29 protein-coding genes are annotated in these 25,865 nt (G+C 59.1%); 9 read left to right on the top strand and 20 right to left on the bottom strand.

What is annotated here, in order from left to right:
- Positions 1-13: 13 nt before the first annotated feature.
- Entirely contained in the window at positions 14-1,252 is a 1,239-nt protein-coding gene (locus ACR0JA_RS07350) for an aspartate kinase (RefSeq protein WP_480572158.1), read from the bottom strand.
- A gap of 156 nt (positions 1,253-1,408) precedes the next feature.
- On the opposite strand from ACR0JA_RS07350, the gene ACR0JA_RS07345 reads away from it, so the two are divergent.
- A complete protein-coding gene (locus ACR0JA_RS07345; RefSeq protein WP_480572155.1) occupies positions 1,409-1,765 on the top strand; it encodes a hypothetical protein in 357 nt (118 codons plus the stop codon).
- On the opposite strand, the gene ACR0JA_RS07340 is transcribed toward ACR0JA_RS07345, so the two are convergent.
- From ACR0JA_RS07340 to ACR0JA_RS07320, 5 genes are all read right to left on the bottom strand, one after another.
- Positions 1,759-2,397, bottom strand: a complete 639-nt coding sequence (locus tag ACR0JA_RS07340) for an SDR family NAD(P)-dependent oxidoreductase (RefSeq protein WP_480572152.1) — start codon at positions 2,395-2,397, stop codon at positions 1,759-1,761. The genes ACR0JA_RS07345 and ACR0JA_RS07340 overlap by 7 nt on opposite strands.
- Positions 2,398-2,400: 3 nt before the next feature.
- Positions 2,401-2,850: a DUF1178 family protein gene (locus tag ACR0JA_RS07335; RefSeq protein ID WP_480572150.1), complete on the bottom strand. Its 450-nt coding sequence runs from the start codon at positions 2,848-2,850 to the stop codon at positions 2,401-2,403.
- Positions 2,851-2,922: 72 nt separating this feature from the next.
- Positions 2,923-3,384, bottom strand: a complete 462-nt coding sequence (locus tag ACR0JA_RS07330; RefSeq protein WP_480572147.1) for an NUDIX hydrolase — start codon at positions 3,382-3,384, stop codon at positions 2,923-2,925.
- A gap of 107 nt (positions 3,385-3,491) precedes the next feature.
- Positions 3,492-4,241, bottom strand: a complete 750-nt coding sequence (locus ACR0JA_RS07325; RefSeq protein WP_480572144.1) for an EcsC family protein — start codon at positions 4,239-4,241, stop codon at positions 3,492-3,494.
- A gap of 53 nt (positions 4,242-4,294) precedes the next feature.
- The gene (locus ACR0JA_RS07320) at positions 4,295-4,801 is read right to left on the bottom strand and encodes a GNAT family N-acetyltransferase (RefSeq protein WP_480572141.1); all 507 of its coding nucleotides are present in this window, start codon (positions 4,799-4,801) and stop codon (positions 4,295-4,297) included.
- A gap of 61 nt (positions 4,802-4,862) precedes the next feature.
- Between ACR0JA_RS07320 and ACR0JA_RS07315 the strand changes: the two genes are divergently transcribed.
- Positions 4,863-5,468, top strand: coding sequence for a flavin reductase family protein (locus ACR0JA_RS07315; protein WP_480572139.1), 606 nt, complete (start codon positions 4,863-4,865; stop codon positions 5,466-5,468).
- Between the two features lie 134 nt (positions 5,469-5,602).
- Here the strand turns inward: ACR0JA_RS07315 and ACR0JA_RS07310 are convergent, their stop codons facing one another.
- Positions 5,603-7,237 carry a SulP family inorganic anion transporter gene (locus ACR0JA_RS07310; protein ID WP_480572136.1) on the bottom strand — a complete coding sequence of 545 codons (1,635 nt, stop codon included), beginning with the start codon at positions 7,235-7,237 and terminating at the stop codon, positions 5,603-5,605.
- A gap of 204 nt (positions 7,238-7,441) precedes the next feature.
- Between ACR0JA_RS07310 and ACR0JA_RS07305 the strand changes: the two genes are divergently transcribed.
- Complete coding sequence (locus ACR0JA_RS07305; protein ID WP_480572133.1) at positions 7,442-8,314, top strand: S-methyl-5'-thioadenosine phosphorylase; 873 nt, start codon at positions 7,442-7,444, stop codon at positions 8,312-8,314.
- A gap of 11 nt (positions 8,315-8,325) precedes the next feature.
- On the opposite strand, the gene ACR0JA_RS07300 is transcribed toward ACR0JA_RS07305, so the two are convergent.
- The gene (locus tag ACR0JA_RS07300; protein ID WP_480572130.1) at positions 8,326-9,192 is read right to left on the bottom strand and encodes an alpha/beta hydrolase; all 867 of its coding nucleotides are present in this window, start codon (positions 9,190-9,192) and stop codon (positions 8,326-8,328) included.
- A 210-nt stretch (positions 9,193-9,402) separates the two neighbouring features.
- On the opposite strand from ACR0JA_RS07300, the gene ACR0JA_RS07295 reads away from it, so the two are divergent.
- Complete coding sequence (locus tag ACR0JA_RS07295; RefSeq protein ID WP_480572127.1) at positions 9,403-10,434, top strand: DUF418 domain-containing protein; 1,032 nt, start codon at positions 9,403-9,405, stop codon at positions 10,432-10,434.
- A gap of 34 nt (positions 10,435-10,468) precedes the next feature.
- Complete coding sequence (locus tag ACR0JA_RS07290) at positions 10,469-11,098, top strand: LysE family translocator (protein WP_480572124.1); 630 nt, start codon at positions 10,469-10,471, stop codon at positions 11,096-11,098.
- Positions 11,099-11,101: 3 nt separating this feature from the next.
- Here the strand turns inward: ACR0JA_RS07290 and ACR0JA_RS07285 are convergent, their stop codons facing one another.
- Positions 11,102-11,275: a hypothetical protein gene (locus ACR0JA_RS07285; protein WP_480572121.1), complete on the bottom strand. Its 174-nt coding sequence runs from the start codon at positions 11,273-11,275 to the stop codon at positions 11,102-11,104.
- 323 nt (positions 11,276-11,598) lie between these two features.
- Between ACR0JA_RS07285 and ACR0JA_RS07280 the strand changes: the two genes are divergently transcribed.
- Complete coding sequence (locus tag ACR0JA_RS07280; RefSeq protein ID WP_480572118.1) at positions 11,599-12,138, top strand: adenine phosphoribosyltransferase; 540 nt, start codon at positions 11,599-11,601, stop codon at positions 12,136-12,138.
- Between the two features lie 171 nt (positions 12,139-12,309).
- The gene (locus ACR0JA_RS07275; protein ID WP_480572115.1) at positions 12,310-12,792 is read left to right on the top strand and encodes a fasciclin domain-containing protein; all 483 of its coding nucleotides are present in this window, start codon (positions 12,310-12,312) and stop codon (positions 12,790-12,792) included.
- Positions 12,793-12,830: 38 nt separating this feature from the next.
- Here the strand turns inward: ACR0JA_RS07275 and ACR0JA_RS07270 are convergent, their stop codons facing one another.
- The 11 genes from ACR0JA_RS07270 to coxB all read right to left on the bottom strand — a co-directional run bounded on the left by ACR0JA_RS07270 (position 12,831) and on the right by coxB (position 22,804).
- Positions 12,831-14,246: an FAD-binding oxidoreductase gene (locus ACR0JA_RS07270; protein ID WP_480572112.1), complete on the bottom strand. Its 1,416-nt coding sequence runs from the start codon at positions 14,244-14,246 to the stop codon at positions 12,831-12,833.
- Positions 14,247-14,284: 38 nt separating this feature from the next.
- The gene (locus ACR0JA_RS07265) at positions 14,285-15,076 is read right to left on the bottom strand and encodes an MBL fold metallo-hydrolase (RefSeq protein WP_480572405.1); all 792 of its coding nucleotides are present in this window, start codon (positions 15,074-15,076) and stop codon (positions 14,285-14,287) included.
- A gap of 154 nt (positions 15,077-15,230) precedes the next feature.
- Positions 15,231-15,815, bottom strand: coding sequence for a GNAT family N-acetyltransferase (locus ACR0JA_RS07260; protein WP_480572402.1), 585 nt, complete (start codon positions 15,813-15,815; stop codon positions 15,231-15,233).
- The gene (locus tag ACR0JA_RS07255; RefSeq protein WP_480572109.1) at positions 15,815-17,077 is read right to left on the bottom strand and encodes a M16 family metallopeptidase; all 1,263 of its coding nucleotides are present in this window, start codon (positions 17,075-17,077) and stop codon (positions 15,815-15,817) included. Before ACR0JA_RS07255 ends, ACR0JA_RS07260 begins: the two co-directional genes overlap by 1 nt.
- The gene (gene thrC, locus ACR0JA_RS07250; protein WP_480572106.1) at positions 17,074-18,462 is read right to left on the bottom strand and encodes a threonine synthase; all 1,389 of its coding nucleotides are present in this window, start codon (positions 18,460-18,462) and stop codon (positions 17,074-17,076) included. The genes ACR0JA_RS07255 and thrC overlap by 4 nt, the downstream gene beginning before the upstream one ends.
- Positions 18,459-19,136 carry an SURF1 family protein gene (locus ACR0JA_RS07245; protein ID WP_480572104.1) on the bottom strand — a complete coding sequence of 226 codons (678 nt, stop codon included), beginning with the start codon at positions 19,134-19,136 and terminating at the stop codon, positions 18,459-18,461. Before ACR0JA_RS07245 ends, thrC begins: the two co-directional genes overlap by 4 nt.
- 156 nt (positions 19,137-19,292) lie before the next feature.
- Complete coding sequence (locus ACR0JA_RS07240; RefSeq protein WP_480572101.1) at positions 19,293-20,108, bottom strand: cytochrome c oxidase subunit 3; 816 nt, start codon at positions 20,106-20,108, stop codon at positions 19,293-19,295.
- A gap of 22 nt (positions 20,109-20,130) precedes the next feature.
- Positions 20,131-20,706: a cytochrome c oxidase assembly protein gene (locus ACR0JA_RS07235; RefSeq protein ID WP_480572098.1), complete on the bottom strand. Its 576-nt coding sequence runs from the start codon at positions 20,704-20,706 to the stop codon at positions 20,131-20,133.
- Complete coding sequence (locus ACR0JA_RS07230; protein ID WP_480572095.1) at positions 20,706-20,867, bottom strand: hypothetical protein; 162 nt, start codon at positions 20,865-20,867, stop codon at positions 20,706-20,708. Before ACR0JA_RS07230 ends, ACR0JA_RS07235 begins: the two co-directional genes overlap by 1 nt.
- Positions 20,864-21,820 carry a heme o synthase gene (gene cyoE / locus ACR0JA_RS07225; protein WP_480572092.1) on the bottom strand — a complete coding sequence of 319 codons (957 nt, stop codon included), beginning with the start codon at positions 21,818-21,820 and terminating at the stop codon, positions 20,864-20,866. The genes ACR0JA_RS07230 and cyoE overlap by 4 nt, the downstream gene beginning before the upstream one ends.
- A 72-nt stretch (positions 21,821-21,892) precedes the next feature.
- Complete coding sequence (gene coxB, locus ACR0JA_RS07220) at positions 21,893-22,804, bottom strand: cytochrome c oxidase subunit II (RefSeq protein ID WP_480572089.1); 912 nt, start codon at positions 22,802-22,804, stop codon at positions 21,893-21,895.
- A 176-nt stretch (positions 22,805-22,980) separates the two neighbouring features.
- On the opposite strand from coxB, the gene tldD reads away from it, so the two are divergent.
- Together tldD and dprA are read left to right on the top strand one after the other, a co-directional pair.
- Positions 22,981-24,402, top strand: coding sequence for a metalloprotease TldD (tldD, locus tag ACR0JA_RS07215; protein WP_480572086.1), 1,422 nt, complete (start codon positions 22,981-22,983; stop codon positions 24,400-24,402).
- Between the two features lie 238 nt (positions 24,403-24,640).
- On the top strand, positions 24,641-25,765 hold the full coding sequence (dprA, locus tag ACR0JA_RS07210) for a DNA-processing protein DprA (protein WP_480572083.1): 1,125 nt from the start codon (positions 24,641-24,643) through the stop codon (positions 25,763-25,765).
- The last annotated feature ends 100 nt before the right edge of the window (positions 25,766-25,865 follow it).

Below are 25,865 nucleotides of genomic sequence, written 5' to 3'. Positions count from 1 at the left end.
CTTGGCTGAATGCTCAGGCCGCCTTGTCCAGTTCAAAGGCATCATGCAGTGCCTGAACAGCAAGTTCCATGTATTTCCTGTCGATGAGGACGGAAATTTTAATCTCAGAGGTTGTAATGACCTTAATGTTGATCCCCTCATCCGAGAGTACCTTGAACATTTTGGCCGCGACACCGGACTGCGAGCGCATGCCGATACCGACAACCGAGACCTTGCAGACGTCGTTGTCGGCGACCAGTTCGGCAAAGTTCAACTCGCCCCGATCTTTGATTCCCATCAGCGCCTGCTCGGCGCGGGCAACCTGTTCGGTCGGGCACGAGAAGGTCATATCCGTGCGCCCTTCATCCGAGATGTTCTGCACGATCATGTCCACATTCACACCCGCCTCGCTGAGCGCGGTGAAGATGATCGAAGCGATGCCCGGGCGGTCCGCCACCGAAACGGCGGTCATTTTTGCTTCGTCGCGGGAATAGGCCACACCGGCCACAACATTGGATTCCATGATATCCTCCTCGTCGCAGACCAGCGTACCGGCCTCGTCGGATTGTTCTTCAAAACTTGAGAGAACGCGCAGTTTCACTTTAAACCGCATCGCCAGCTCGACCGAGCGGGTTTGCAGGACCTTGGCCCCCAGTGAGGCGAGTTCCAGCATCTCCTCGAACGCAATCTTGTCCAGCTTGCGCGCCTTGTCGCAAACACGCGGGTCGGTAGTATAGACACCATCCACATCCGTGTAGATATCGCACCGCTCGGCACCAAATGCGGCGGCAAAGGCCACAGCAGTCGTATCTGACCCCCCACGGCCAAGCGTGGTGATCCGGCCCTCGGGGCTAAGCCCCTGAAAGCCAGCCACAACGGCAACTTTCATGCCTTCGGCGAACTTTTGGCCAATGTTATCGGTCGGAATATCCTCAATTCGGGCCTGACTGTGGGCGCTGTTGGTCAACAGCGGCACCTGCCAACCCTGCCAGCTGCGCGCGGGGACATCCATTTCCTGAAGCGTCAAAGCCATCAGCCCGGCGGTCACGTTCTCGCCCGACGAGACTACGGCGTCATATTCACGCGCATCGTATAGAGGGGAAGTTTCGTCGACCCAGCCCACCAATTCATTGGTCTTGCCCGACATGGCCGAAACGATGACGATCACGTCGTATCCCTTGGCCACTTCGACACCCACGCGTTTCGCGGCGCGGCGGATACGGTCAAGATTGGCGACCGAAGTGCCGCCGAATTTCATTACAAGTACTGGCATGGGGGCAGGTGTCTCCGCGCCTTGAAAGTCAGGTTGCGTGCCTCATATGCGAGGGGAACCGCAAGGGCAAGTGGGCAGGCCCGCCGGATGCGCGACTTTACAAGCTGATCGGCATGTGTATGCGTATCGGTAACCACTTAATTCAAGAGGATTTCCATGCTGCGTTTTGCTTTGGCTCTTAGCCTGATTTCGTCCCCGGCCCTGGCCCAGGTCGCAACCCAAGCGGGCACCGACGGTAAGAACGCTTTGGGCACCGTGCCCTGCGCGGCCACTGCGGGGGCGCCGTTGCAAAGCTGTCATGCCGAGTTGCGCCGCCGCGACGACGGCACGGCAACACTTGCTGTACAACTGCCGACCGGAGATGTGCGCAACATCTATTTCACCGACGGTGTTCCGGATTCCAGCAGTTCGACCTCGAAACTGTCATACGAAACCCCCGGTGACATAATGGTCATCTTTATCGAACCCTCGGAAGTGTTCGAAATACCCAAAGCGGCTCTGAACGCTCAGTAGGGGTGAGCTTGGCCATCCCAGGTCTCAAAACATCCCGTGGTTTCAAGTGACAGGGCGTCGAACCGCGCAATAAGGCCGTTTGCCGCCTGATCCACAGTGATCTCGGCGGCGCTGCCACCCATATCGGTCTGCACCCAACCCGGGTGATAAATCCCTACGGCGACGCCGTCCGCGCGCAGATCCGTCGCCAGATTGCGCCCTAGGTTCAGCGCCGCAGCCTTTGATGCCCGATAGATATAGCTGCCGCCCGGGGCACAGGAATGCGATGCCATCTGGGACGACAATATTGCAATCTTTCCGTTTGCTTTCCGAAGGTTGGGCAGCAATGCCTGCACGGTCAGGAACACACCTGTAACGTTGGTTGCAAAACTCTGCGCCCACATCTCGGCCGGATAGCCATTGATGTCCTGACCCTTGTCCAGATAAACCCCTGCATTGCAGATCAGCAGATCAACCGGGGCACCATCCAGATCGGCAGCCATCGCCGCGTGGTGCTCGGGGTCCGTGACGTCCAATGTCAGCCCGGCGCTGCCATCCCGGGTCGTGCCGCTGACCGAATGCCCATGTCCCTGGTAGAGTTCGGACAGCGCTTTGCCGATCCCGCGATTGGCACCGGTAACAACAACATGCATGGGTCAGTTTGTCTTTCTGCTGGGTACAAATGGCAAGGGCGCCACCGGTACACCGTCTTCGATCAGGGACTGGGCCTCTTCCGGCTTTGCCTCGCCATAGATCGGACGCTCGGGCGCATCGCCCAGATGCATCTTGCGGGCCTCGCTGGCGAAGGCTTTGCCGACATAGTCCGAGTTTTCCTCGACCTTACGACGCAACTCGTTCAGAACCTTTTCAATTTCAGGGTTCATCGCGGCGACATCGATCCGATCACTCTCGGCGCTGCTCTTCGCAGGCTTGCCTTGCCGCGCCGGACGAACACGGGGCGTCATTACGGCCTTTTCCACATCCGAGCACCCGCACACGGCACAGACAACCAGCCCTGCCGCGGCAAGCTTGTCATATGCCTCGGCCGACTGGAACCAACTGTCGAAACTGTGGCCGTGACGGCATTTCAGTGCGTATTGAATCATATTCCATCCAAATTGCCGGTTGGCGAATAGATACCGGGCAACCGGGCAAATTCAAGTCTTTCCGGTGGTCGTTCAATTAAGTTTGGGGTCGAACCCCCGCAACAGCGCCGCCAGTTCTGGAAATGCGACCCGTTGCGATGCTTTTTTCGGCGAAAACCACCTCCGTTTCCTTTCGCCGGATTCCGGGTATTTCAATGCAAGCCGCTGCACGAACAGCGGGAAAACGTCGACAAGTACTAGCGCAGGCCCTTTCCCCGAACGGTTCTTTAAATACGAGAAACGCCCAAGCGGCACCTTTGCGCCATGCCCGATTGCACCCGCTTCCTCCCACGCTTCGCGGATGGCCGAGCAGTCCGGGGACAAATCTTTGCTGAGCCACCCTTTCGGTATGATCCAGCGACGGGAACCACGTGTTGTAATCAGCAGAACCCGTAGTTTGCCTTTTTCGATACGATAGCACAAAGCAGCTGATTGGGCCAAAACCGGTTGTACATGCGCAGGTCGGTGTGGCTTGATCGTCAGCTCTGAACCCATCGCTTCGCCGCCACCTCTCAAACGGTCTTACTGCCCTATCTTGTGTTCAGTACAGCATCAGACACCAAATATGTAAAGGCACCTGCGGGTGAACGGCTCTGCGCTTTTCAATTCCGCATGCGATGGGTCAGGCGTTCAACGAGTTCGGAATGATGGATATCGGCGTCAATCGCCAGCCTACGCAAGCCAAAATGTACCCGCGCGATCTGCTGGTAGTACCGGGCGTAGACATAGTTCGTGCCACCCCCCGCAAGCGCCCCCAGAACCGGCACGGATTGGGCTGCCAGTTTCTGACCCAGCACAACCGACAAGCGCGGCGCAACCGCTGCGATCAGCCTTTGCATCGTCGGTCCCGTCAACGTGAGACGCACGGAAAAGAAGCCCAGATCCGCACCATCATCCTCGGACATCGGACCCGCCGCAGACAGCACGCGAATCGAATCGAACATGACGTTCTGCGCCGCAGGATCAAACCCTTCGCGCGCAGATGCACCTTGAATGGCGCGCAGCAACATCGCCGTAGTCGCCGGCAGTTCCACCAAAGACGTGGTAACACCGCCCAGCCCGCCAGCCGCACCCATCGCGGTGGTCACAGCGGTATTGACCCAAGGGCTTTGATCCGGCACCGCCCTGCGCGAACCCTGAGCGGCGTACATGGCCATCCATAGCGCCTGCTCGGTGGCCTCGGTCAGCCCATTTCGGACAGGTTCCGGCAGTTGCTCCAACAGGGATTCGGCCGAACCACCCAAGCGGTTCAACAGTTTCACTCCGGTACCACCTGCCGATTTGTAATGCTGCGCCAACCGATCCAATTCGACGTCGGCGTCGACCTTTTCAATCAGAACCACGTCCTGCATATATGCCCTCCTGCCGGAAAGACATTGGCATTTTGCCGACGATTTTCAATGGGTCAGCGCGTCCAGCGCGTAACCGGTCCCGCAATGTTCGCCCAGGCTCCGGGGGTCAGATCCAGTCCCAGAACGCGCTCGGGGTTGGTTGGAGGCGGCATCTCGACCCCAACCAGAGGCATAAAGCCAAATCGCGCGTAATATGGCGCATCACCCACCAGCATCACGCGATCCCACCCCAATTCGCGTCCGGCGCCGACACCCTGATCAATCAGGAACCGGCCCAATCCCTCGCCCTGATGTGTCGGATGGACTGCAACCGGCCCCAACAACAGCGCATCGTTGTTGGCAACATGGACCGGCCAAAACCGGATGGCCCCCGCCAGAATACCCTGACCATCGCGCGCAACCAGTGAGAGCCCGGCAACCGGATCGACATCGTCGCGCAACCGATACGAAGACAGCGCTTCGCGCCCTGGTGCGAAACACAGGTCATAGAGGGCCTCGACCTCCCACCAATCCTCCAGCCCCTCCGGCCTGATCTCGAACTGCTGCACCCCAGCCCTCATTTCCCTGCTGGAATTCGCCCTATCACTTCGATACGCCTTGAGCAAATGCTTGGAGTCCGAGATGTTCTATCGCCCCGACGACGGCCACGGCCTGCCGCACAACCCGTTCAACGCCATCATCACCCCACGCCCCATCGGCTGGATTTCATCCCGCGACGCGGACGGGATCAACAACCTGGCCCCCTACTCCTTTTTCAATGGGGTCGCTTACACCCCACCGCAAGTGATGTTTGCATCGACCGGGTCAAAGCACGATCAGGACGGGACCAAGGATAGCCTGGCCAATATCGAGGCAACCGGGGTGTTCTGTGTGAATATCGTTAGCCATTCCCATCGGGACGCGATGAACGCCAGCTCTGCCGGGTTGGACAAGCATGTCGATGAATTCGATCATGCGGGGTTGACCCCTGTCGAATGCGAGACGATCGGTTGCGCGCGGATCAATGACATACCGGCTGCGCTGGAATGCAAACTAACTCAGATCGTGAACCTGCCGGGGGAAGCGAACCGAGTGGTCTTCGGCGAGGTCACTGGCGTACATCTGCACGACGATCACATCCGCGACGGCAAATTCGATGTCACCTCATTCCAACCCCTGGCGCGGTTGGGATATCGCGATTACGCGGTTGTCTCCGAGTTGTTCTCTCTCAGCAGACCCGACGACTGAGCATTGGAGGCACGCCCCCGTTGCGGCAAGCCGTACCTCCCCCGGAATATTATTAGTCAGATGAAGCAGGAGATCCTTGCTTCTTCTGTTTAAAAAAATATCTCGGAGCGCGAGGCAGCGCCTCGCAAAAAATATCAATGCCCACCCAGAATTCCGGTACGCACTGAATAGTCGACCACCAGTCCATAGTCGGGGTCATCGTCACTGTCGACCATCAGGTGCCCGGCCTTGTTCAGCAACTTGTGGCAATCCCGGCTCAGGTGCCGCAGCATCACGCGCTTACCGGCGGCCTCATACTTTGCAGCGACATTCTCGATCGCCTGCAGGGCCGACTGGTCCACAACGCGGCTGTCGGCGAAATCGACGATCACAATCTCGGGGTCGTTGGGTACGTCGAACAGTTCGACAAAACCCTCGGACGATCCAAAAAACAGCGGGCCTTTGATCTCGTAGACCTTCGCCCCCTCTTCGGTGATCGACTCGCGCGTTTCCGCGTGGATGCGCTTGGCGTTGTTCCAGGCATAGGCCAGCGCCGAGACGATCACGCCGACCACGACTGCAACCGCAAGATCCTCCATCACGGTCACCACGGTAACCAGCACAATGACGAAGGCATCCATCGCGGGCACCTTTCGCATGATGTTGAACGAGTTCCAGGCAAACGTACCGATCACCACCATGAACATTACGCCCACCAGCGCAGCCAGCGGAATTTGCTCGATCAACGGGGCGGCGAACAAGATAAAGACCAGCAGGAACAGGGCCGCGGCGATGCCCGCAACACGCGTCCGACCGCCCGATTTCACGTTGATCATCGACTGGCCGATCATCGCACAGCCGCCCATGCCGCCGAAAAACCCGGTCACGACATTGGCCGCACCCTGCGCGATGCATTCTTGCGAGGCTCCGCCACGCTTGCCGGTGATTTCGCCAACAAGGTTCAGGGTCAGCAGGGATTCAATCAGGCCGATGGCGGCGAGAATGACTGCGTAGGGCAGGATGATGTTGAAGGTTTCCCACGTCAGCGGCACCATCGGGATGTGGAAGGACGGCAAACCGCCCTCGATCGACGCCAGATCGCCAACGCGCGGCACATCCAAGCCCAGACCGATCACCAGAGCTGCAACCACGACAATCCCGGCCAGCGGAGCAGGAATGATGCGGGTAACGCGCGGCATCACCCAGATCACCGCCATCGTCAGAGCCACCAGACCCAGCATGGTGTAAAGTTGCATACCCGATAGCCATTCACCGCCGCTCATGCCGTGACCTGTATTCTCCATTGTTCCGGGGACTTTGAACTGCCCCAACTGCGCCAGAAAGATCACGATGGCCAGGCCGTTCACAAAGCCCAACATCACCGGATGCGGGACAAGGCGGATAAAGCGGCCCCAATGCATGGCCCCGGCGATCACCTGCAAAATCCCCATCAAAACAACGGTTGCGAACAGGTATTCGACCCCATGCTGCGCAACCAAAGCCACCATCACAACGGCCAAAGCGCCGGTTGCACCGGAAATCATACCCGGGCGACCGCCGATCAGAGCGGTGATCAACCCCACCAGAAACGCGGCATAGAGACCAACCAGCGGGTGCACTCCGGCGACAAAGGCAAAGGCCACGGCCTCCGGCACCAGCGCAAGTGCCACGGTCAGGCCCGACAAAAGCTCGATCCGGATGCGCGACAGGGTGAACCCCTCGTCAGGCATCCAACGCAGATCGGGTATGGCTAGGCGATTGGCAAAGCTTGCCAGCAAGGCTCGGGGCATGGATTGGTCCTGTGGGTCATCATGTTCGCGCGAAAGGGGTCTTCTAGCGGTCAAACAGTGCAAGAGGTACTGCACAAATCGGGACCCTGTCATGCAACAAATGCATAGCTAAACCGCAAAACACACAAATGGTTGAAGCCACTTGCCAAATTGCCCCCGCCCCAGCACAAATCCTTGAACATTAATTTCACGCGGAGAGCCGAAGTGACCCAAACCAAAATCGCCGTTATCGGAGGATCGGGAATCTATGACATCGATGGCCTGGAAAACGCGGAATGGGTCAGTGTGGAATCCCCCTGGGGTACCCCCTCGGATCAAATCCTGACCGGGTCTCTCGGCGGCGTCGAGATGGCGTTCCTGCCCCGCCATGGGCGCGGGCATGTGCATTCGCCAACCGATGTGCCCTATCGCGCCAATATCGACGCTTTGAAACGGTTGGAAGTGACGGATGTGATTTCAGTCTCGGCATGTGGGTCGTTTCGCGAACACATGGCCCCGGGCGACTTTGTCATCGTCGACCAGTTCATCGACCGGACTTTTGCGCGCGAAAAAAGCTTTTTCAGTTCTGGTTGTGTCGCGCATGTCAGTGTCGCCCATCCGACCTGTCCGCGTCTGTCGGACGCCTGCGAAACAGCAGGCAAGGCCGCCGGCATAACGATACATCGCGGGGGCACCTATCTGGCAATGGAAGGCCCGCAATTCTCGCCCCTTGCCGAGTCGAAGATGTATCGAGAGCAATGGGGGTGCGATGTGATCGGAATGACCAACATGCCCGAAGCGAAACTCGCCCGCGAGGCCGAGCTTTGTTATGCCTCGATCGCGATGGTTACGGATTATGACAGTTGGCATCCCGACCACGGCGAGGTCGATGTGACCGCGATCATCGCCACCCTGACCGGCAACGCCGACAAGGGTCGAGCATTGGTCAAGGGCTTGCCCGCGCTGTTAGGAACCGAGCGCGCGCCCTGCCCGCATGGCTGCGACCGGGCGCTGGAATATGCGATCCTGACAGCCCCAGAAAAGCGCGACCCGGCGCTGATGGCAAAGCTGGATGCGGTGGCGGGTCGAATTCTCTGAATATGCCTGTCTCAGTTCTGAGTCAGGCTTTTCTGCACTTCATCCCACAACCCGTGTGACCACAAGTCATTATGGGTTCCGTCCGGGACCACATGCAGTTGCGTGTTGTCCCTGGCCATTTCCGACAAGGCTTCACCGTGATGAAACGGAACCGTTTCGTCGTTGGTGCCGTGAAAGATCAGGGTCGGAACCGAAATATGTTCGATCAGATCGCGGGTCGCGAACTGATCTTTCATCAGTGCGGACACCGGCAACCACGGATAACGCTCGGTTGCGACATCGACGGTCGCGGTAAACGGGGCCTCAAGCACCAGCAGCTGCGCATTCGGGCGCTGTTCCGCAACAGCCGCCGCGACGGCGGTGCCAAGGCTCTGCCCATGCAGGACCACATCCTCGCCCTGCCCTTGCAGCCGGTCAAACATCTGAATCCCGTCCGAGATCAGCGCAATTTCGGACGGCTCGCCCTCACTGCCCGGAAAGCCACGATAGCTGGGGGCGAGTAGACCGTAGCCACTGTTCAGAATTTCGCGCATACGATCCGCGCGATCGCCCAGATTGCCGCTCTGGCCATGAAAGAACAGCACCGTCGGGGCATCTTCCACCGCAGGCGGCGCAGACCACGCCGTCAGGACGACGCCATCGGACATTGGCAAGGAAACGACTTCGACATCCGCCAGACCGACCGCGCCAGGCTGGGGCAATTCGCCTTCGGGTTTGAACAAAAGTGAGCGTTGATTGACATACATGTAGCTGACAGCAATTGCATAGAGCGCAGCCAGAACCAATGCTGCAAGAACAATGGCCCCCTTGATCCTTGCCGCCCTTGACGGGACGGTGTCCCGGATCGGGCCGGCGTTCATCTCAGGTGTCTGCGTCATCGGTCCCCTCCGATCGTCTGGGTGTGCAATGAGAGTGGGCATGCCCGTATCAGAATCAAGATACGGCCTGACGGTTTAATCCAATCTTAAACCTGTTGCCCGCTTGCAAAACTGACGCGTAATCTGTCGGATCAGCGTTGAAATCGCCCCGCCGCGAACCCATTGAAGACCATAGCACACTGTAACACAAGCTATTGGAAACCTGCCAGAATGACTCGTCTTGATGCCCTGGATGCAGCCCGGTTTTTGGCGTTTTGCGGCATGGTTCTGGTAAATTTCCGCATCGCCGCCGAGGTCGCCCCAAGCCAGGATTGGGCCTCGGTCCTGATCGACGCGCTAGAGGGGCGCGCCGCATCCCTTTTTGTTGTTCTGGCCGGGATCGGCGTCGGCCTTTCTCGCCTTTGTGCCTCGGTCCTTTTGCGCCGTGCGGCCTTTCTGTTCGTGCTTGGCCTGCTCAACATGACGATATTTGACGCCGATATCCTGCACTTCTACGCACTCTATTTCGTGGTCGGCGCAATGTTCCTGACCGCCTCACCCCGAGGGATGTGGCTTGGCGCCTTCGCATTGGTTGCGCTGTCGATCGCCGCGCATCTGGTCGTTGATTACGATCAGGGCTGGGACTGGGACGCGCTGATCTACGAAGACCTCTGGACCGTGCCAGGCTTTCTGCGCAACCTGTTCTTCAACGGTTGGCATCCTGTGTTCCCATGGGCAGCCTTTCTGCTGATCGGCATGGCAATCGGCCGGAGCGGGTTGCATACAACCTGCATTCAGCACCGATTGATCATGTGGGGGTTTGGCGCCGCTGTGCTGGCGCTGTTTCCGCAAATGCTGACCAGCGACCCGGACCTTTCCGCCTTTTTGGGAACCGAATCCATCCCACCCGGCCCGTTCTATATTTTGGCCGGAACCGGATCGGCCTGTGTTGTGATCGGATTGCTACTTAAATTCTGGCCCGTAATTGAAAGAACTCCGATTGCCTCGGCATTGACGGCCCCCGGGCGGCAAAGCCTGACGCTTTATATGGCGCATATTCTGATCGGCATGGGCATTCTGGACGAGGCCGGATTGCTGGACGGCAGACTGACCACCACACAGGTTTTCACCTGTGCTGTCGGCTTTTGCATCCTGTCGTCGGCCTACACGCTGGTTTGGTCCCGAAAATTCAAACGCGGTCCGCTTGAGGCGTTGATGCGCATCGTGACCGAGCCGTCAAAGGGGTTGACGCGGAACTCGTAAGCGGGCTTGCTGCGTCAAATTTTGCAGGTGAACCATGTCGATTGATCTTTGGCTGGCCTTTGTGGCCGCTTCTACGGCCCTTTTGCTGATCCCCGGCCCAACTGTTTTGTTGGTGCTGAGCTATGCCCTGTCCAAAGGCCGCAGCGTTGCAGTAGCTTCGGCAACAGGTGTTGCGGTGGGGGATCTGATTGCGATGAGCGCGTCCCTTCTGGGCCTTGGCGCACTTGTACTGGCTTCGGCCACGCTGTTTTCCATCCTCAAATGGGTCGGCGCGGCCTATCTGGTCTGGCTTGGCCTCAAATTGCTGCGCAGTGCCCCCTCCGACGGGTTGCAGGCGGTTGAGACAGGTCGGAATGTCACCGCCAGGGGGGTCTTTGGCCACGCCGCAGCCGTTACTGCGCTGAACCCAAAATCCATCGCCTTCTTCATCGCCTTCGTGCCACAGTTTCTGCGCCCTGCCGATCCGCTGGGCCCACAGTTTGCCATTCTGATCGCGACATTTGTCGGACTGGCCTGGCTGAACGCCCTGGCCTATGCCTTGCTGGCAGATAAGCTGCGCCAAATGATCGGCCGTCCGGGCACGATCACCGCCCTGACCCGTTTCGGAGGTGTGACCCTGATCGGTATGGGGGTTGCAACAGCAGTTCTGCGCCGCCCAGCCTGACACTCAGTTTTCGGCGTTTTCTTTCATGAACCCACGAATGAACCGCCGGATTTCACGCGCCGCTGATGTGTCGAGCTCTTTGCAAAGCTCGACAAAGGCATCCCGTTCGTCCTTGTCCAGACGCAACACCAACTGACTGTTTTTCTTGGTAGAAACCTTACTGTCTTTCTTCGCCACGCGCCCAGTTCCCGCTTTGAATCTTGATTCTTTCCGAGATGCATTGTATATACATCGCATAGAATTTGTCGTTATCGGGCACCTAACAAAAAAAAAGGAATTAAGCAATGAACCTTCATACTGCTCAGGCATTTCTTTTGCGGGATCAACGCAATTGGCGCAAACCGCACCTGTCGTGGCTGCCTCCGGTTTTGTATCGCTATTACGGTCTACCAAATACGGTCAAACCACGGCACAAATAACCGCGGGCGCAAACTTGCCTTGCATGACCACCCCCGATGGGCCACACACGCCCGCGTGTTTTGACGCCAAAGGGGTGGCCCATGTCCAGAAACAAGACGGTCAAAGATTACATTCGAACCATCGTCGACTTCCCGCATGAAGGCATCATGTTTCGCGATGTGACGACGCTGTTTGCTGATCCGCGCGGGTTTCGCATGGCCATCGACCAGATGTTGCACCCTTATGCAGGCGAGCGCATCGACAAGGTCGTGGGCCTTGAGGCGCGCGGCTTTATTCTGGGCGGCGCCATAGCCCATCAGCTAAGCGTCGGATTCGTACCGATCCGAAAAAAAGGCAAGCTGCCTGGCACAACAATAAGCCAAGATTACAAGCTGGAATACGGCGAGGCGATTGTCGAAATCCACGACGACGCAATTCAACCGGGTGAGAAAATTCTGGTAGTCGACGATCTGTTGGCCACAGGTGGCACGGCCGCTGCCGGTATAAAGCTGATCGAGCGGTTGGGTGGCGAAATCATCTCTTGCTCGTTCATCATCGACCTGCCCGAGCTTGGTGGCCGGAAGGCTCTGGAAGAGATGGGCATGGACGTGCACGTTCTGTGCGAGTTCGAGGGGCTGTAGACCCTCGCGCTTCACAAAACCGTGACTGGAAATTTGGCAGGTGCGCGGCTTAGCGCACCTTGACCGCTTTTCAACACCTTTTCGGACAATCGTTCCGGTGATCCCTTTGCGACCATGGGCCGTACCCAAGATGATGCCAGTTGAGGCATTTCACAAAAGGGAATTCATGCCATGTTTCGCAAATTCGCTGTGACCAGCGTAGCAAGTGTTCTGTTGACAACTTCCGCCCTCGCGGACGGCCACGCTAAAGATATCGTGGATACTGCAGTGGGCGCAGGCAGTTTCAGCACTCTGGTGGCCGCTGTGCAGGCCGCCGAATTGGTTGAAACCCTGAAGGGCGAGGGCCCGTTCACCGTTTTTGCCCCAACCGATGATGCCTTTGCCGCCCTGCCGGAAGGCACGGTGGAAGATCTGCTAAAGCCCGAAAACAAGGATCAATTGGTTGCGGTTCTGACATACCACGTTGTTTCGGGCAAAGTGATGTCCGGCGACCTGTCGGACGATATGACGGCAGCAACCGTTCAGGGCGGTAACATTACAATTGATCTGGATAACGGCGTAATGGTCAACGACGCCAACGTTATTCAGGCCGACATCGAAGCCGAAAACGGCGTGATCCACGTCATCGACAAGGTTATTCTGCCAGGCTCCTGACGCCTTGGTTGTCGCGGCCCGGCTTGTCCGGGCCGCAGTCAAACCCGCAGAACCGCCCCGGGGTTCATAATCCCCTTTGGGTCCAGCGCGGTTTTTATTGCCCGCATCGCTTGCAACTTGGTCGGGTCGCCATAGCGTTCAAGATCGTCCACCTTCAGTCGCCCTACCCCGTGTTCCGCACTGACCGAGCCGCCAAAGGCGTGGACAAGGTCGTGAACCGCTGTCTTCACGGTCAAACGCATGTTTTCATAGGCCGCTCGATCTTGGCCAACGGGCGGAAAGACGTTGTAATGCAGGTTCCCGTCGCCAAGATGCCCAAAGCAATTGATACGGAACGCGCCCAACGCTGAAATCACCTCGTGCCCCTTCCGGACAAAGTCGGGGATCTCGGATATCGGCACCGAGATATCGTGGCTCGAGATCGACCCGATCAGCCGGTTGGCCTCGGGGATGTTTTCGCGCAACGCCCACAGTTCGATGCGCTGCGCCTCGGTCTGGGCGATGACGCCATCACTGACAAGCTCTTCGGCCTCAGCTGCGGCAAACAAAGCTTCCAGCATGTCAGATGGGTTTTGCGCGGCGGTTAGGCCAACCTCAATCAACACACTCCACTCGGGTTGAGATTGAAATGGCTGACGCATGTCCGGCAAAACCTCTGACAGGAATTGCAAACCCTGACGATGGATCAGCTCAAAAGTGCTGACCTGGTCGCCGACCTGGTTCCGCGCCAAAGACAACAAGCGGATTGCGGCCTCGGGCGACGCTACATGCAGCATCGCGGTCCCAACAGATGCCGGCCTTGGAAACAGCTTCAGCGTCGCCGCCGTAATGATCCCAAGCGTCCCTTCGGCACCGATCAGCAAATTGCGCAGATCGTAGCCGGTATTGTCCTTGCGCAACCGTCCAAGGCCGTTCCACACCTTGCCATTGGGCAATACCGCCTCAAGACCCAGACACAGATCACGCGCGTTGCCATAGCGCAGTACATTCACCCCTCCGGCATTGGTCGCCAGATTGCCACCGATACTGCAAGACCCCTGCGCAGCCAATGACAGCGGGAACAGCCGGTCGGCGTTTTCGGCCGCTGTCTGAATATCGGCCAGAACTGCACCAGCTTCGGCGATCAACAGATTCTCGGTCGGATAGATTGCCCGGATCGCCGTCAGTCGTTCTGTCGAGACCAACAGCGGCGCGGGGCCATCCGGCATGACCTGACCACCGACCAGGCCGGTGCCACCGCCATAGGGCACCACAGCGACACGCGCATCAGATGCCAATTGCACCAATACGGCAACCTCATCGACGCTCCGCGGCAGGGCCAGCAGACCGCCTTGTCCGGAAAACGTGCGACGCGGTTCCTCCAGATGGCGCGGACTTGGGGGGCGTAGCACATCCACGCCCAATCGCTCGCGGATTGCAGTGGCCAGAATATCGTCTGCGGGGTTCAGGGTCATACACCCTAAGTGCCCGAGGTGGGCGACTGCGGCAAGACCTATTCCAGGTCGATCAGGTATTGGGGTTCCAGCACCACAACGGTGGGCCGATCCGGCAAGGTACGCAACGAGACCACAATCTCGGACACCCCGTCCCGGACGACCGGAAACTCTCCGCGGATATCGACCAGAAACCGATTCAGCGAAAAATCAGAAAACCAGTGCATCGGAATAATGACCGAGCTTTTTAGGCGCTTCAAAACCGAGATCATCTCGGGTAACGGCATGGTTGTCCCTCCGTCCACGGCCGCCATCACCACATCCAACCGCCCGAGCGCCGCAAACTGCTCATCCGTCGGAACATGATGCAAGTGCCCCAGATGGCCGACACACAGGCCCGCAACCTCGAACACGAAGATGGAATTGCCCCGCTCTTCCACCCCGCCATAGACTGATCGGATGTCCGTCGACACGTTGCGCACCAACATCTCGCCAAGATCCAAATGGTGTTCGATCCCTTGCCCGAACTCGCCCCAACCCGGCAGCACATGCGGAATTGCCGGGTCAGGATGCGCTGTCCAATGGGTGCTGTGCGCGTGGTTCATGGTAACCACATCCGGGATCAGATCGGCACCCCCGACAAAGCCGGTGAAATCCGTCACTACGTTCAATCCGCCCTGCGTCTGAATCAGAAACGACGCATGGGCGACGTAACTGATCCGAACAGAAAACTCAGGTACCGGATCCTGCCAGGCTGCCTTGTGGATATACGCGATACCGGGCGCTGCATCGGCGATGGCAATACAATGGCTCGGCCGCCGCTCCTGCGCTGCGGCACCACCCGAGATCATCATCAACAATACCGCTACAACCCAGCGCATGGCATGAGTGTAGCGCAAGACGGCCCCAAGTCATGCCCCTTGTTCACCTGGCCAAGAATATCCCGGGGGAGGCACGGCCTGCCGCACCCGGGGCAGCGCCCCAAAATCGCATCGCAGGCGCCCTTTATCCCGCGTCGGTTTTGCCGCGCCGGTCCGAGCGCAGGCTGGCATACAGCACATGCGTCCGCCACCGCCCGTTGATCTGCAAATAGGACTGCGCCACACCTTCGTATTTGAACCCCGAGCTTTCCAGCAGCCCGCGCGAAGGCTTGTTTTCGGGCAGGCACGCGGCCTCGATCCGGCTTAGGTCGAGACGGGTGAAGGCGTGATGCACAATCGCGCCGATCGCTTCGCGCATATACCCCTGCCGGGCAAAGGCCTGCCCGGTCCAGTAACCCAGCGTACCAGCCTGCGCCGGACCACGGCGCACGTTGTCCAGCGTGATCGCCCCCAACAGAGCGTCATCCGAGCGCCGAAACAGAAACAGCGGAATCGCGGTTCCGCTGGCCACCGAGCGCTGCGCCCAATAGACTCGGTTGGTGAAGGACTTGCGGCTCAGGTGATCCTTGGCCCAGATCGGCTCCCACGGGGTGAGATAATCCTTGGACGCACGACGCAGCGCCGCCCAGGTGTTGAAATCGGAATGCACCGGTGGGCGCAGGCTCAGGCGCTCGGTTTCGAGTTTCAGCTTGCGTCGGCCCAGTAGCATCACGCCGCGCGCCTCTCCTGCAACTCGGCCAGCGTTGGTGCGCCAGAGACTGGCCCGTAGAGCGCCAGCGCCGCGCGGGCGCGGACGGCCATCTCTTCGGCAAATCCGCGCACATCCTCGGTGCTGACCGCATTAATCTTGGCAATCGTGTCTTCCAGCGACGGCACGGCACCCCAGATCTGAACCAGCCGCGCCAGACGTTCCGCCCGGTTCGAAGGGCTTTCCAGCCCCATCAGCATGCCCGCCTTCATCTGTGCGCGGGCACGGGCGACCTCTTCGGCGCTCATGTCTTCGGCGGCGCGCTTCATCTCGTCGACAGTGATCGTTGCCAACTCACCCACCTGATCCGCAGAGGTTCCGGCGTAGATCGTGGTTGTGCCAGTGTCGGCATAAGCCCCGGTCTGCGCGAAAATCGTATAGCAAAGGCCACGCGACTCGCGGACTTCCTGGAACAGCCGCGACGACATACCCCCGCCCAAAGCGGTCGAGTATATCTGCGCGGTATAGATCGCATCGTCGCGGTAGCCTGGACTTTCCAACGCCAGGGCAAAATGAGCCTGCTCCAGATCCTTTTGCTGCCGCGCTTCGCCACCGGTAAAGCGCGCTGGATCGGGAACCAGACCCTTGCGGGATTTCAGATGCCCGAACATCTGCTCGGCCATTTTCATCAGTTCGTCATGGTCCACTGCACCGGCGGCGGAAAGGATCATCTGGTCCGGGCCGTAATGTTCCGCCACAAAGCCCGACAGGTCCTCGCGCGAGAACGCGCTAACCCGTTCCGAGGGGCCCAGAATGGTCCGGCCCAGCGGCTGATCGTGATAGCTCTGCTCCTGCAGCCAGTCAAAGATCACATCGTCCGGCGTGTCGTAGGCCTGGCCGATCTCCTGCAGGATCACGCCGCGTTCGACCTCGATCTCGCGCGGGTCGAAAACCGGGTTCAGAACGATGTCACCGATCACATCCATGGCCAATGCCACATCGTCTTTCAGAACACGCGCGTAATAGGCCGTCACCTCGCGCGAGGTATAGGCGTTGATATAGCCGCCCACATCCTCGATCGCTTCGGCAATCTGCAAAGCCGAGCGCCGTTCGGTTCCCTTGAATGCCATATGTTCAAGGAAATGCGCGATACCGTTCTGCTCGATCCGCTCATGCCGCCCTCCGGCGGTCACCCAGATGCCGATGGCCGCAGATTGCAGCCCCGGCATATGTTCACTGACGATACGAAAGCCGTTCTTCAGTTGGTCTTGTCTGACAGTCACTCAGCGATGTGCCTTCTGATATGATCCTCAAGGGCACCCAGATCATTGGCGATGCGGGTCACCCGTTCCGGACGTTCATACAGATCAGACATGCGGGATGGAAGAGGCGGATGTTCGCCGCTCGCCTTCTCGACCGCCGCCGGGAATTTCGCCGGATGCGCGGTGGCCAAAGTGATCATAGGGACGTCCGGGGAACGGTGTTCTTCGGCGACCTTGATCCCAACAGCCGTGTGCGGGCAGACCAGTTCCGCGCTATGGGCCAGCGTGTGTTTGATCGTTGCAAGCGTTTCGTCCTCGGACACGCGCCCCGAGTCAAAACTTTCGTGCAGCGCTTCCATCGCGCCCTGGCTGACGTTGAAGCCGCCGGTCTTGAGCTCATCCATCAACTGCGCCACAGCGCTGCCGTCCTCGCCATAGGCATAATACAGCGCCCGTTCAAAGTTCGAACTGACCTGAATATCCATCGACGGGCTGATCGAGGGGATGGTCTCGCCCTTGAAATACCCCTCACCCGACAGGCACCGATGCAGAATGTCGTTCTGGTTGGTCGCAACCACCAGCCGGTCAATCGGCAGCCCCATGCGCTTGGCCAGATAGCCCGCGAAGATGTCGCCGAAATTGCCCGTCGGTACGGTGAAGCTGACCTTGCGATGCGGCGCACCAAGGCTGACCGCCACCGAGAAGTAATAGACGATCTGCGCCAGCACACGGGCAAAGTTGATCGAGTTCACGCCGGCAAGCTTCACCCCGTCGCGGAAGTCGAAATCGTTGAACATGTCCTTCAGCGCGGCCTGACAATCATCAAAATCCCCGTCCACGGCCAAAGCATGCACATTGCTGTCCGCAGGCGTCGTCATCTGGCGACGCTGCACTTCGGACACGCGGCCATGGGGGAACAGGATAAATACATCCACCGCGTCCAGCCCCCGGAACGCCTCGATCGCGGCCGAGCCGGTATCGCCGCTGGTCGCGCCCACGATGGTCACACGGTCCCCTCGCCGTTTCAGGGCAACCTGGAACAATTGACCAATCAACTGCATGGCAAAGTCTTTGAAAGCCAGCGTCGGCCCGTGGAACAGTTCCAGCAGGAAATGGTTCTCGTTCAACTGCTTTAGCGGCGCCCGTGCGTCGTGACCAAAGCCTTCATAGGCGCGCGCAATGATGGCCTTGAACTCGTCCTCGGCAAATGAGCCACTGACAAAGGGCCACATCACACGGAACGCGATCTCTTCATAGGGCAGGCCAGCCAGCGCAGCGATCTCATCATGGTTCATCACCGGGATCTCGGCGGGCAGATACAGGCCGCCGTCGCGGGCCAGCCCGGTCAGCATCGCTTCTTCAAACGTCAGTTCGGGCGCTTGGCCACGGGTCGAGATGTATTTCATTGCTCTTCTCTCTCAGAAGGGGTGCGGCTGCGCCACAGGAAATAGCCGGTCATTGCGGCCCAGACCAGAGCCAGACCAAACCATGTGACTGCGTATTGCAGGTGATCGTTCGGGATGCCCGCCGTGTCCACCGGCAGCGGCGTCACGTTCGGATCCGTCTCGGACCTTGCGATCAGCAGCACGGGGTCAGCGCCCAACGCGGCGGCCAGATTGGGTATGTCACGCGCGAACCAGATGTTGGCTTCTATGTCGGGCTCGGGCGTATAGCTGTCGATCTCATCCGGCCAGTGCAGATTGCCCGTGATTTGCATCGAACCGTTAAGGCGCTCTGCATCCTTGGCGGTCGTCGGAACAAACCCACGGTCCACCAGAATGGTCCGCCCTTCAGTACTGAAGGACTGGATGATCCGGTACCCCGCCCCGACCTGTTTGACCGAGACCAGAACGTGTATCTCCCCAGGCTCCATCTCACCGGAAACGGTCACGGGAAGGTACTTGTCCGCAGCGACCGAAACCTGCGACGGCAGGTCGATGGGGTCTGCCGAGATGCGGGTTTCGATCTCGTTCAGAATCTCCTGCTTCCAGGCCAGCCGCTGCACCTGCCAAATGCCCAGCCACAGCAGCACGCCCAGACCGGCGACACCGAATATCAGCAGGAACAAAGTACGGCGCATGGCGGGGCAAAACCTTCTTGCAGGAACCGGCGTCTTGTTAAGGGGCGAGTTGCGCGATTTGCAACCGCCCAATTGTATCGGGCGCAATTTTGCGCCCGGAATAGCGAAAAAGCCGCCCCAAGGGGCGGCTTTTGCAATTGGATTATCCTGGCTGCGCTACATCAGCGGGGCTTGACCCCAGATGTAGACGGCAAAGAACAGGAACAGCCAGACAACGTCCACGAAGTGCCAGTACCAGGCCGCCGCTTCAAAACCGACGTGCTTCTCAGGCGTGAAATCTCCGCGCAGCGCCCGGATCAGACAGACCGACAGGAAGATCGTTCCGATGATCACGTGGAAACCGTGGAAACCGGTTGCCATGAAGAAGTTCGAATAGAACTGATCGTCGCCAAACTTCCAGCCTTCATGCGCCAGCAGTTCATAATATTCGAAACCCTGTAACGCAGTAAACGCGATGCCCAGAACGATACCGATGGCCAGACCGTTGATCAGGGCTTTGCGGTCGTTGTCATGCACCAGCGCGTGGTGCGCCCAAGTGATGGCACAGCCTGACAGCAGCAGGACCAGAGTGTTGATCAGCGGCAGGTGGAACGGGTCGACTGCGTGGATATCCGGCTGGATGTATTCGGTGCCGGCATAGTCGTACATCGGATACATGCGATGCTTGAAGAACGACCAGAACCAGGCAAAGAAGAACATCACCTCGGACATCACAAACAGGATGAATCCATAGCGCAGACCAATGCGCACGACCGGCGTGTGATCGCCCTGACGGCTTTCAACCACAACCTCGGACCACCAGGCGAACATGGTGTAGAGAACACCGATCAGGCCCATCCAGAAGATCCACGGGGTGATCCCATGCATCCAAAGAACGGCTCCGAAAAGCATCACAAAGCCGGATACCGCGCCGATCAGTGGCCAGATCGACGGGTTCAGAATGTGATAATCATGGTCTTTTGCGTGTGCCATCAGAGTCCCTCACCTAAAGGCGTTAGTTCGTGTTTGTATCTGCCTGCGGATCGAGGGCGGCATAGCCCTCGGGCAGGTCAATTTCGTAGAATGTATACGACAGCGTTATCGTATGCACGTATTTGGCTTCCAGATCTTCGACCATTTCGGGGTCGACAAAAAAGGTCACCGGCATCTGCACTGTTTCGCCGGGTTGCAGCACCTGCTCTTCAAAGCAGAAACAGGCGATTTTCTGAAAATACCCTCCGGCGGAATACGGCGCGACGTTATAGGACGCCTGCCCCGCGATCGGACGATCCGTCGGATTATGTGCCTCGTAAAAGGCCAGTCCGGTTTCGCCGATACGCACTTCCATCTCACGTTCGACCGGCTTGAACTCCCAGGCCATATCCTTGGCTTTCGAGGCGTCAAAACGGACGGTAACGGTGCGATCCAGAATATCGTCAGGTGCGGTCGCGCTGACACCGGTGGTGCCGCCGAACCCGGTCACACGGCAGAACCAGTCATAAAACGGCACCGCTGCCCAAGCGAGGCTGCCCATAAGGACAACCACACCCACGGTTTGGGCCACCGTTTTCTGAGGTCCCGACATCGCCATCAGTTCTGCACCTCTTCGCTGGCCATTCCGAAATCCGTTCCGGATACCTTGACGACCGTCAGGCCGAAAATGATCACGATAAACGCCGCCAGTGTCAGCCCGACCCCAAGGTTGCGACTGAACCGACGCTGATGCAATTCGTGGCTTTTGCGCAGGCTCATGACCAGCCTCCCAGCCCATAGGGCTTTAACAGGGCTTCGGCCAGGATCGCTCCGAAATGCAGGAACAGGTACAGCAGCGAGAGTTTGAAGAACCCGCGCTCGATCTTGAAATTGTCGGCTTCCGCGTCGTCCTCGGTCCGGCGCGAGATCTTCCACGCCCCCCGCAGGAACAGCGCATTCATCACAATTGCGACCGCCAGATAGACCGGCCCACCGATACCCGAAAAGGCGGTTCCAACTGCCAGCAGCGCCAGCAGAGCGGTATAGACCAGAATATGCCAGCGGGTGGCGCGGCGGCCATGGGTGACCGTCAGCATCGGCACGCCCGCATCGTCGTAGTCCGAGCGCATGAACAGCGCCAGCGCCCAGAAATGCGGCGGCGTCCACATAAAGGTCAGGGCGAACATCAACCAGGGCTCCAGCGTCATCGATCCTGTCGCCGCGACCCAGCCGATCACCGGTGGAAATGCCCCTGCTGCGCCGCCGATCACGATGTTCTGCGGCGTCGACCGTTTCAGCCACATCGTATAGATCACGACATAGAAAAAGATGGTGAAGGCCAGAAACGCGCCTGCAAACCAGTTGGTCGCAAGGCCAAGCATGATCACGGACAGGCCGGACAGGGCCAGACCTAGTGCAAGCGCCTCGCCCTCTTCAACCTTGCCGGATGGAATCGGGCGGCCCTTGGTGCGCTTCATTACCTTGTCGATATCCGCATCCCACCACATGTTCAGCGCACCCGACGCGCCGCCGCCGATGGCGATGAACAGGATGGCGCAGAAGCCGACAAAAGGATGCACCGGGACCGGAGCCGCCAGCAGACCGACCAAAGCGGTAAACACGACCAGCGACATAACGCGCGGCTTGAGCAAGGCGAAATAATCGCCAAAGCTGGCCTCGTCCGCGCGGTGCTGCGCAGAGACGGTGCTGGCATTGATGCTTGCGTCGCTCATGTCCGGTCCTTCTAGGGCGAAAGCTGCGCGATCACCGCGCAGCCTGCATGTGTTAACCAGGCCGCAAAGGGCTTAGTTCGAGGCAACCTCGTAAGTTGCGGGGGCACCCGCATATTCCTCCAGAGCGCCTTGCAGCCATTGCTCGTAAGCCTCTTCGCTCACAACCTTGACGGTGATCGGCATATAGGCGTGGTCCTTGCCGCACAGTTCCGAACACTGACCGAAATAGATGCCTTCCTTGTCAGCCTGGAACCAAAGCTCGGCCAGACGACCGGGTACGCCATCCTGTTTTACGCCAAAGGACGGGATCGTCCACGCATGGATCACGTCCGATGCGGTCACCTGCATCACGATGATTTTGCCAACCGGCACGACCACAGCGGTATCTGTGGCCAGCAGCCATTCGTCTTCGCTGTAACCGGCATCGGTCAGCTTGGCCCGCATCGCGTCGTCCAGAACAAACGGAGTGACGTCGGCATCCGCGGGGCGTGCGCCTTCGTCGAGCGTGGCGGGATGGCCCAGCAGATAGCTGTCAAACGCGAAGTCGTGGTCAACATACTCGTAGGTCCAGTACCACTGGTTACCCACGACCTTGATCACGACATCCCCTTCCGGAATCTCTTGCTGCTTGAACAGAACCGGAAGCGAGAATGCCCCGATGAAAACCAGAATCAGGATCGGACCCAAGGTCCATGCAATCTCGACCGGGGTATAGTGCGAGAATCGCGCAGGGGTCGGATTGGCGCGCTGATTGTAGCGCACGATGCAGTAGATCAGCAGACCGGCGACAAACAGGCAGATCACGGTGATGATCACCAGAATCATGTTGTCCAGACGCTGAATCCCTTCGGCAAGGCTGGTGGTCGCAGGCTGGAAACCAACACCGCCGGCAACCGGCTTGCCAATAATCTCAAGCTCCTGAGCCATGGCGGGAAGGCTGGAGAGGGCAGTTGCAAGCCCCGAAAGCATCAAAGCATTCTTCATTTTCTGTCCTGATCGTTTGATCTTTGCGTCTCTGGCGAAAAGGTGTGAATCGGTCGCACCTCTCCCGTTGTCTTTGGCCGCGTTAAAAACCATATTCCGTCGGGTAGATAAAGCAAAATGCTTGCGTCAAACAGACGCTATTTTTGATCTGGATCAAACCCGAAAGGTCCCAACTGATGTCGAACGACCCGTTTCGCCCGTTTGAAAGCGCTCTTCCGCAGGATGAGGCGCTTGCGGTTCTGCAATCTGCAACCGCCGGTGCCGAGGATGGGGAGCTTTATGTAGAACGACGCAAATCCGAATCTCTGGTCTTTGATGACGGGCGCCTGCGCACCGCATCCTATGACGCGTCCGAAGGATTTGGCCTGCGCGCCGTGCAGGGCGACGTTGCCGGTTACGCCCATTCGACGGACGTGTCGATCCCGGCGCTGAAACGCGCGGCGGAAACCGCCCGTTTGGCTGTGGGCGAAGGCGGGGGCACATTGGCCGACCCGCCGCGCGCCACCAATACGCGGCTTTACACGGACGAAGACCCGATCGAAACCGCAGGCTTCCCGGTTAAGATCGAGACCCTGCGCGAGATCGACGCCTTTTCCCGGGACCTGGATCCTCGTGTCGTGCAGGTCAGCGCAACCATCGCTGCCGCTGTGCAAGAGATCGAGATTTTGCGCCCCGACGGCATTCTGGTCCGTGATGTACGGCCCATGACCCGCCTGAACGTCTCGGTCATCGTCGAACAGAATGGTCGACGGGAAAGTGGCTCTGCCGGGGGTGGCGGTCGCGTCGGTTTGAACGGTCTGATCGACCCAACCGACTGGCAGGCCAAGGCGCGCGAGGCGTTGCGCATCGCGCTGGTCAATCTGGGCGCGGTACCTGCCCCGGCTGGCGTGATGGAGGTGGCGCTAGGTCCCGGCTGGCCCGGCATTCTGCTGCACGAAGCGATCGGCCATGGGTTGGAAGGTGACTTCAACCGCAAAGGCAGCTCGGCCTTTGCCGGGTTGATGGGGCAGCAGATCGCCTCGAAAGGCGTGACCGTGGTGGACGATGGCACAATCGCGGATCGGCGCGGTTCGATTACCATCGATGACGAAGGTACGCCCAGTTCACGTACCGTGCTGATCGAGGATGGGGTTCTGACGGGCTATATGCAGGACCGCCAGAACGCACGCCTTATGGGTGTCGCGCCCACCGGCAACGGTCGACGGCAAAGCTATGCCCACAAACCCATGCCCCGTATGACCAACACGATCATGCTGGGCGGGGATGCCGATCCGGCCTCACTGGTGGCAGACATCAAGGATGGCATCTGGGCGGTCGGATTCGGTGGCGGGCAGGTCGACATTACCAATGGCAAATTCGTATTCTCCTGCACCGAAGCCTATCGCGTGGAAAACGGCAAAATCGGTGCTCCGGTCAAAGGGGCGACGCTGATCGGTGACGGGCCTTCGGCCCTGAAACGCATTCGGGGGCTTGGCAATGACATGGCGCTGGATCCCGGCATGGGCACTTGCGGCAAAGACGGGCAATGGGTTCCCGTCGGTGTCGGCCAGCCAACTGTTCTGATGGATGGGCTGACTGTGGGCGGATCCGCAGCCTGAGACAGAATCGGATGAATGACAGTGGCGCAACGTTAACGCTGCGCCGCGAATTGGCTTTGGCGCAACAAGGATTGGATGAAACTTGCACTTGGCATTGTCGAATTTTCTCTTTTGTTTTCATGCTATTAAATTCTGTTACGCAAATTGAGCGGTAAAAATTCTCACCTAATTTTCTACGATTCACAGCCTGTTAACCCCGGTGCCCGTAAACCAGTTCTGCAATCAGGCGGAGCATCGGATGACCGAAGAGCAGCTTTCTTCCATTCACCCCCCACTCCCACCCACCACGGAAGAGGACCGGTTTTCCTGGCTTCGTCTGTTGCGCTCGCGCAAGGTTGGTCCGGCGACGTTTCGTCGGTTGCTGCGCGAACATGGCTCGGCGCAGAATGCGCTGACCGCGCTGCCGGAAATGGCGCGCGCCGCTGGAATAGAAGGGTATGAAATCTGCCCCACCGGCGTGATCGAGGCGGAACTCAAGGCCGCAAAAGCCGCCAAAGCGCGGCTTTTGTGCCTTGGGGGCGCCGATTTCCCGCAAGCACTGAATGATCTGAATGACGCACCGCCTCTGCTATGGGCCATTGGAGATGTATCGCTGCTGCAATCTCCGGCAGTTGCCCTGGTCGGTGCCCGGAACTGTTCGTCGCTTGGCGCGCGCATGGCGCGAGGGCTCGCAACCGATTTGGGGCAGAAGGGACATGTCATTGTCTCGGGGTTGGCGCGCGGTATCGATACCGCAGCGCATTTGGCGGCCTTGGACACAGGCACGGTCGCGGTCATGGCAGGCGGCGTCGACGTTATCTATCCGGCTGACAACACGGATCTGGCGCGTGAAATAGCAACCGCAGGCCTGCGCGTGTCCGAACAGCCGATGGGTGTGACACCACAGGCCCGGCACTTTCCGCGTCGCAACCGCATTATCTCGGGCCTTGCGCGCGCAGTCGTCGTGGTCGAAGCCGCCGCCAAGTCCGGCAGCCTGATCACGGCGCGCGACGCCCTGGATCAGGGCCGCGAAGTTCTGGCCGTCCCCGGCCATCCCTTTGACGCGCGGGCGGCGGGCTGCAACCTGTTGATCCGGGATGGCGCGATCCTCGTCCGTTCGGCATCGGATATCCTTGAGGCGCTGCCGTCGCAGGACCAGTTGCCCTTGAGACCCGCAACTTCCGAGGTCATGCCGGAACACGTACCGGTTCAAGATCTGCACGCGCAAATTCTGGATCGTCTTGGCCCTTCGCCCATCGCCGAAGATCAATTGCTGCGTGATATTGCAGCCTCGGCGGGTCAGCTTGGCCCCGCATTGGTGGATCTCGAGCTGGAGGGGCGAATCCAACGTCAGCCGGGTGGCCTGTTGTCGTTGGCGAGTTGACAAGATCGCTGCCGTTCACGGTTGTCCGAGCGTACACCAGGCACCTCTACAGCACTGAATTCAAATCGGTTTTGGGACATTTGAAGGAACGCATTGACAA

The organism is Ruegeria sp. AM4, from assembly GCF_056540665.1.
The sequence above is the reverse complement of the archived record's forward strand: the minus strand, read 5'-3'. Positions and strand labels throughout refer to the sequence as shown.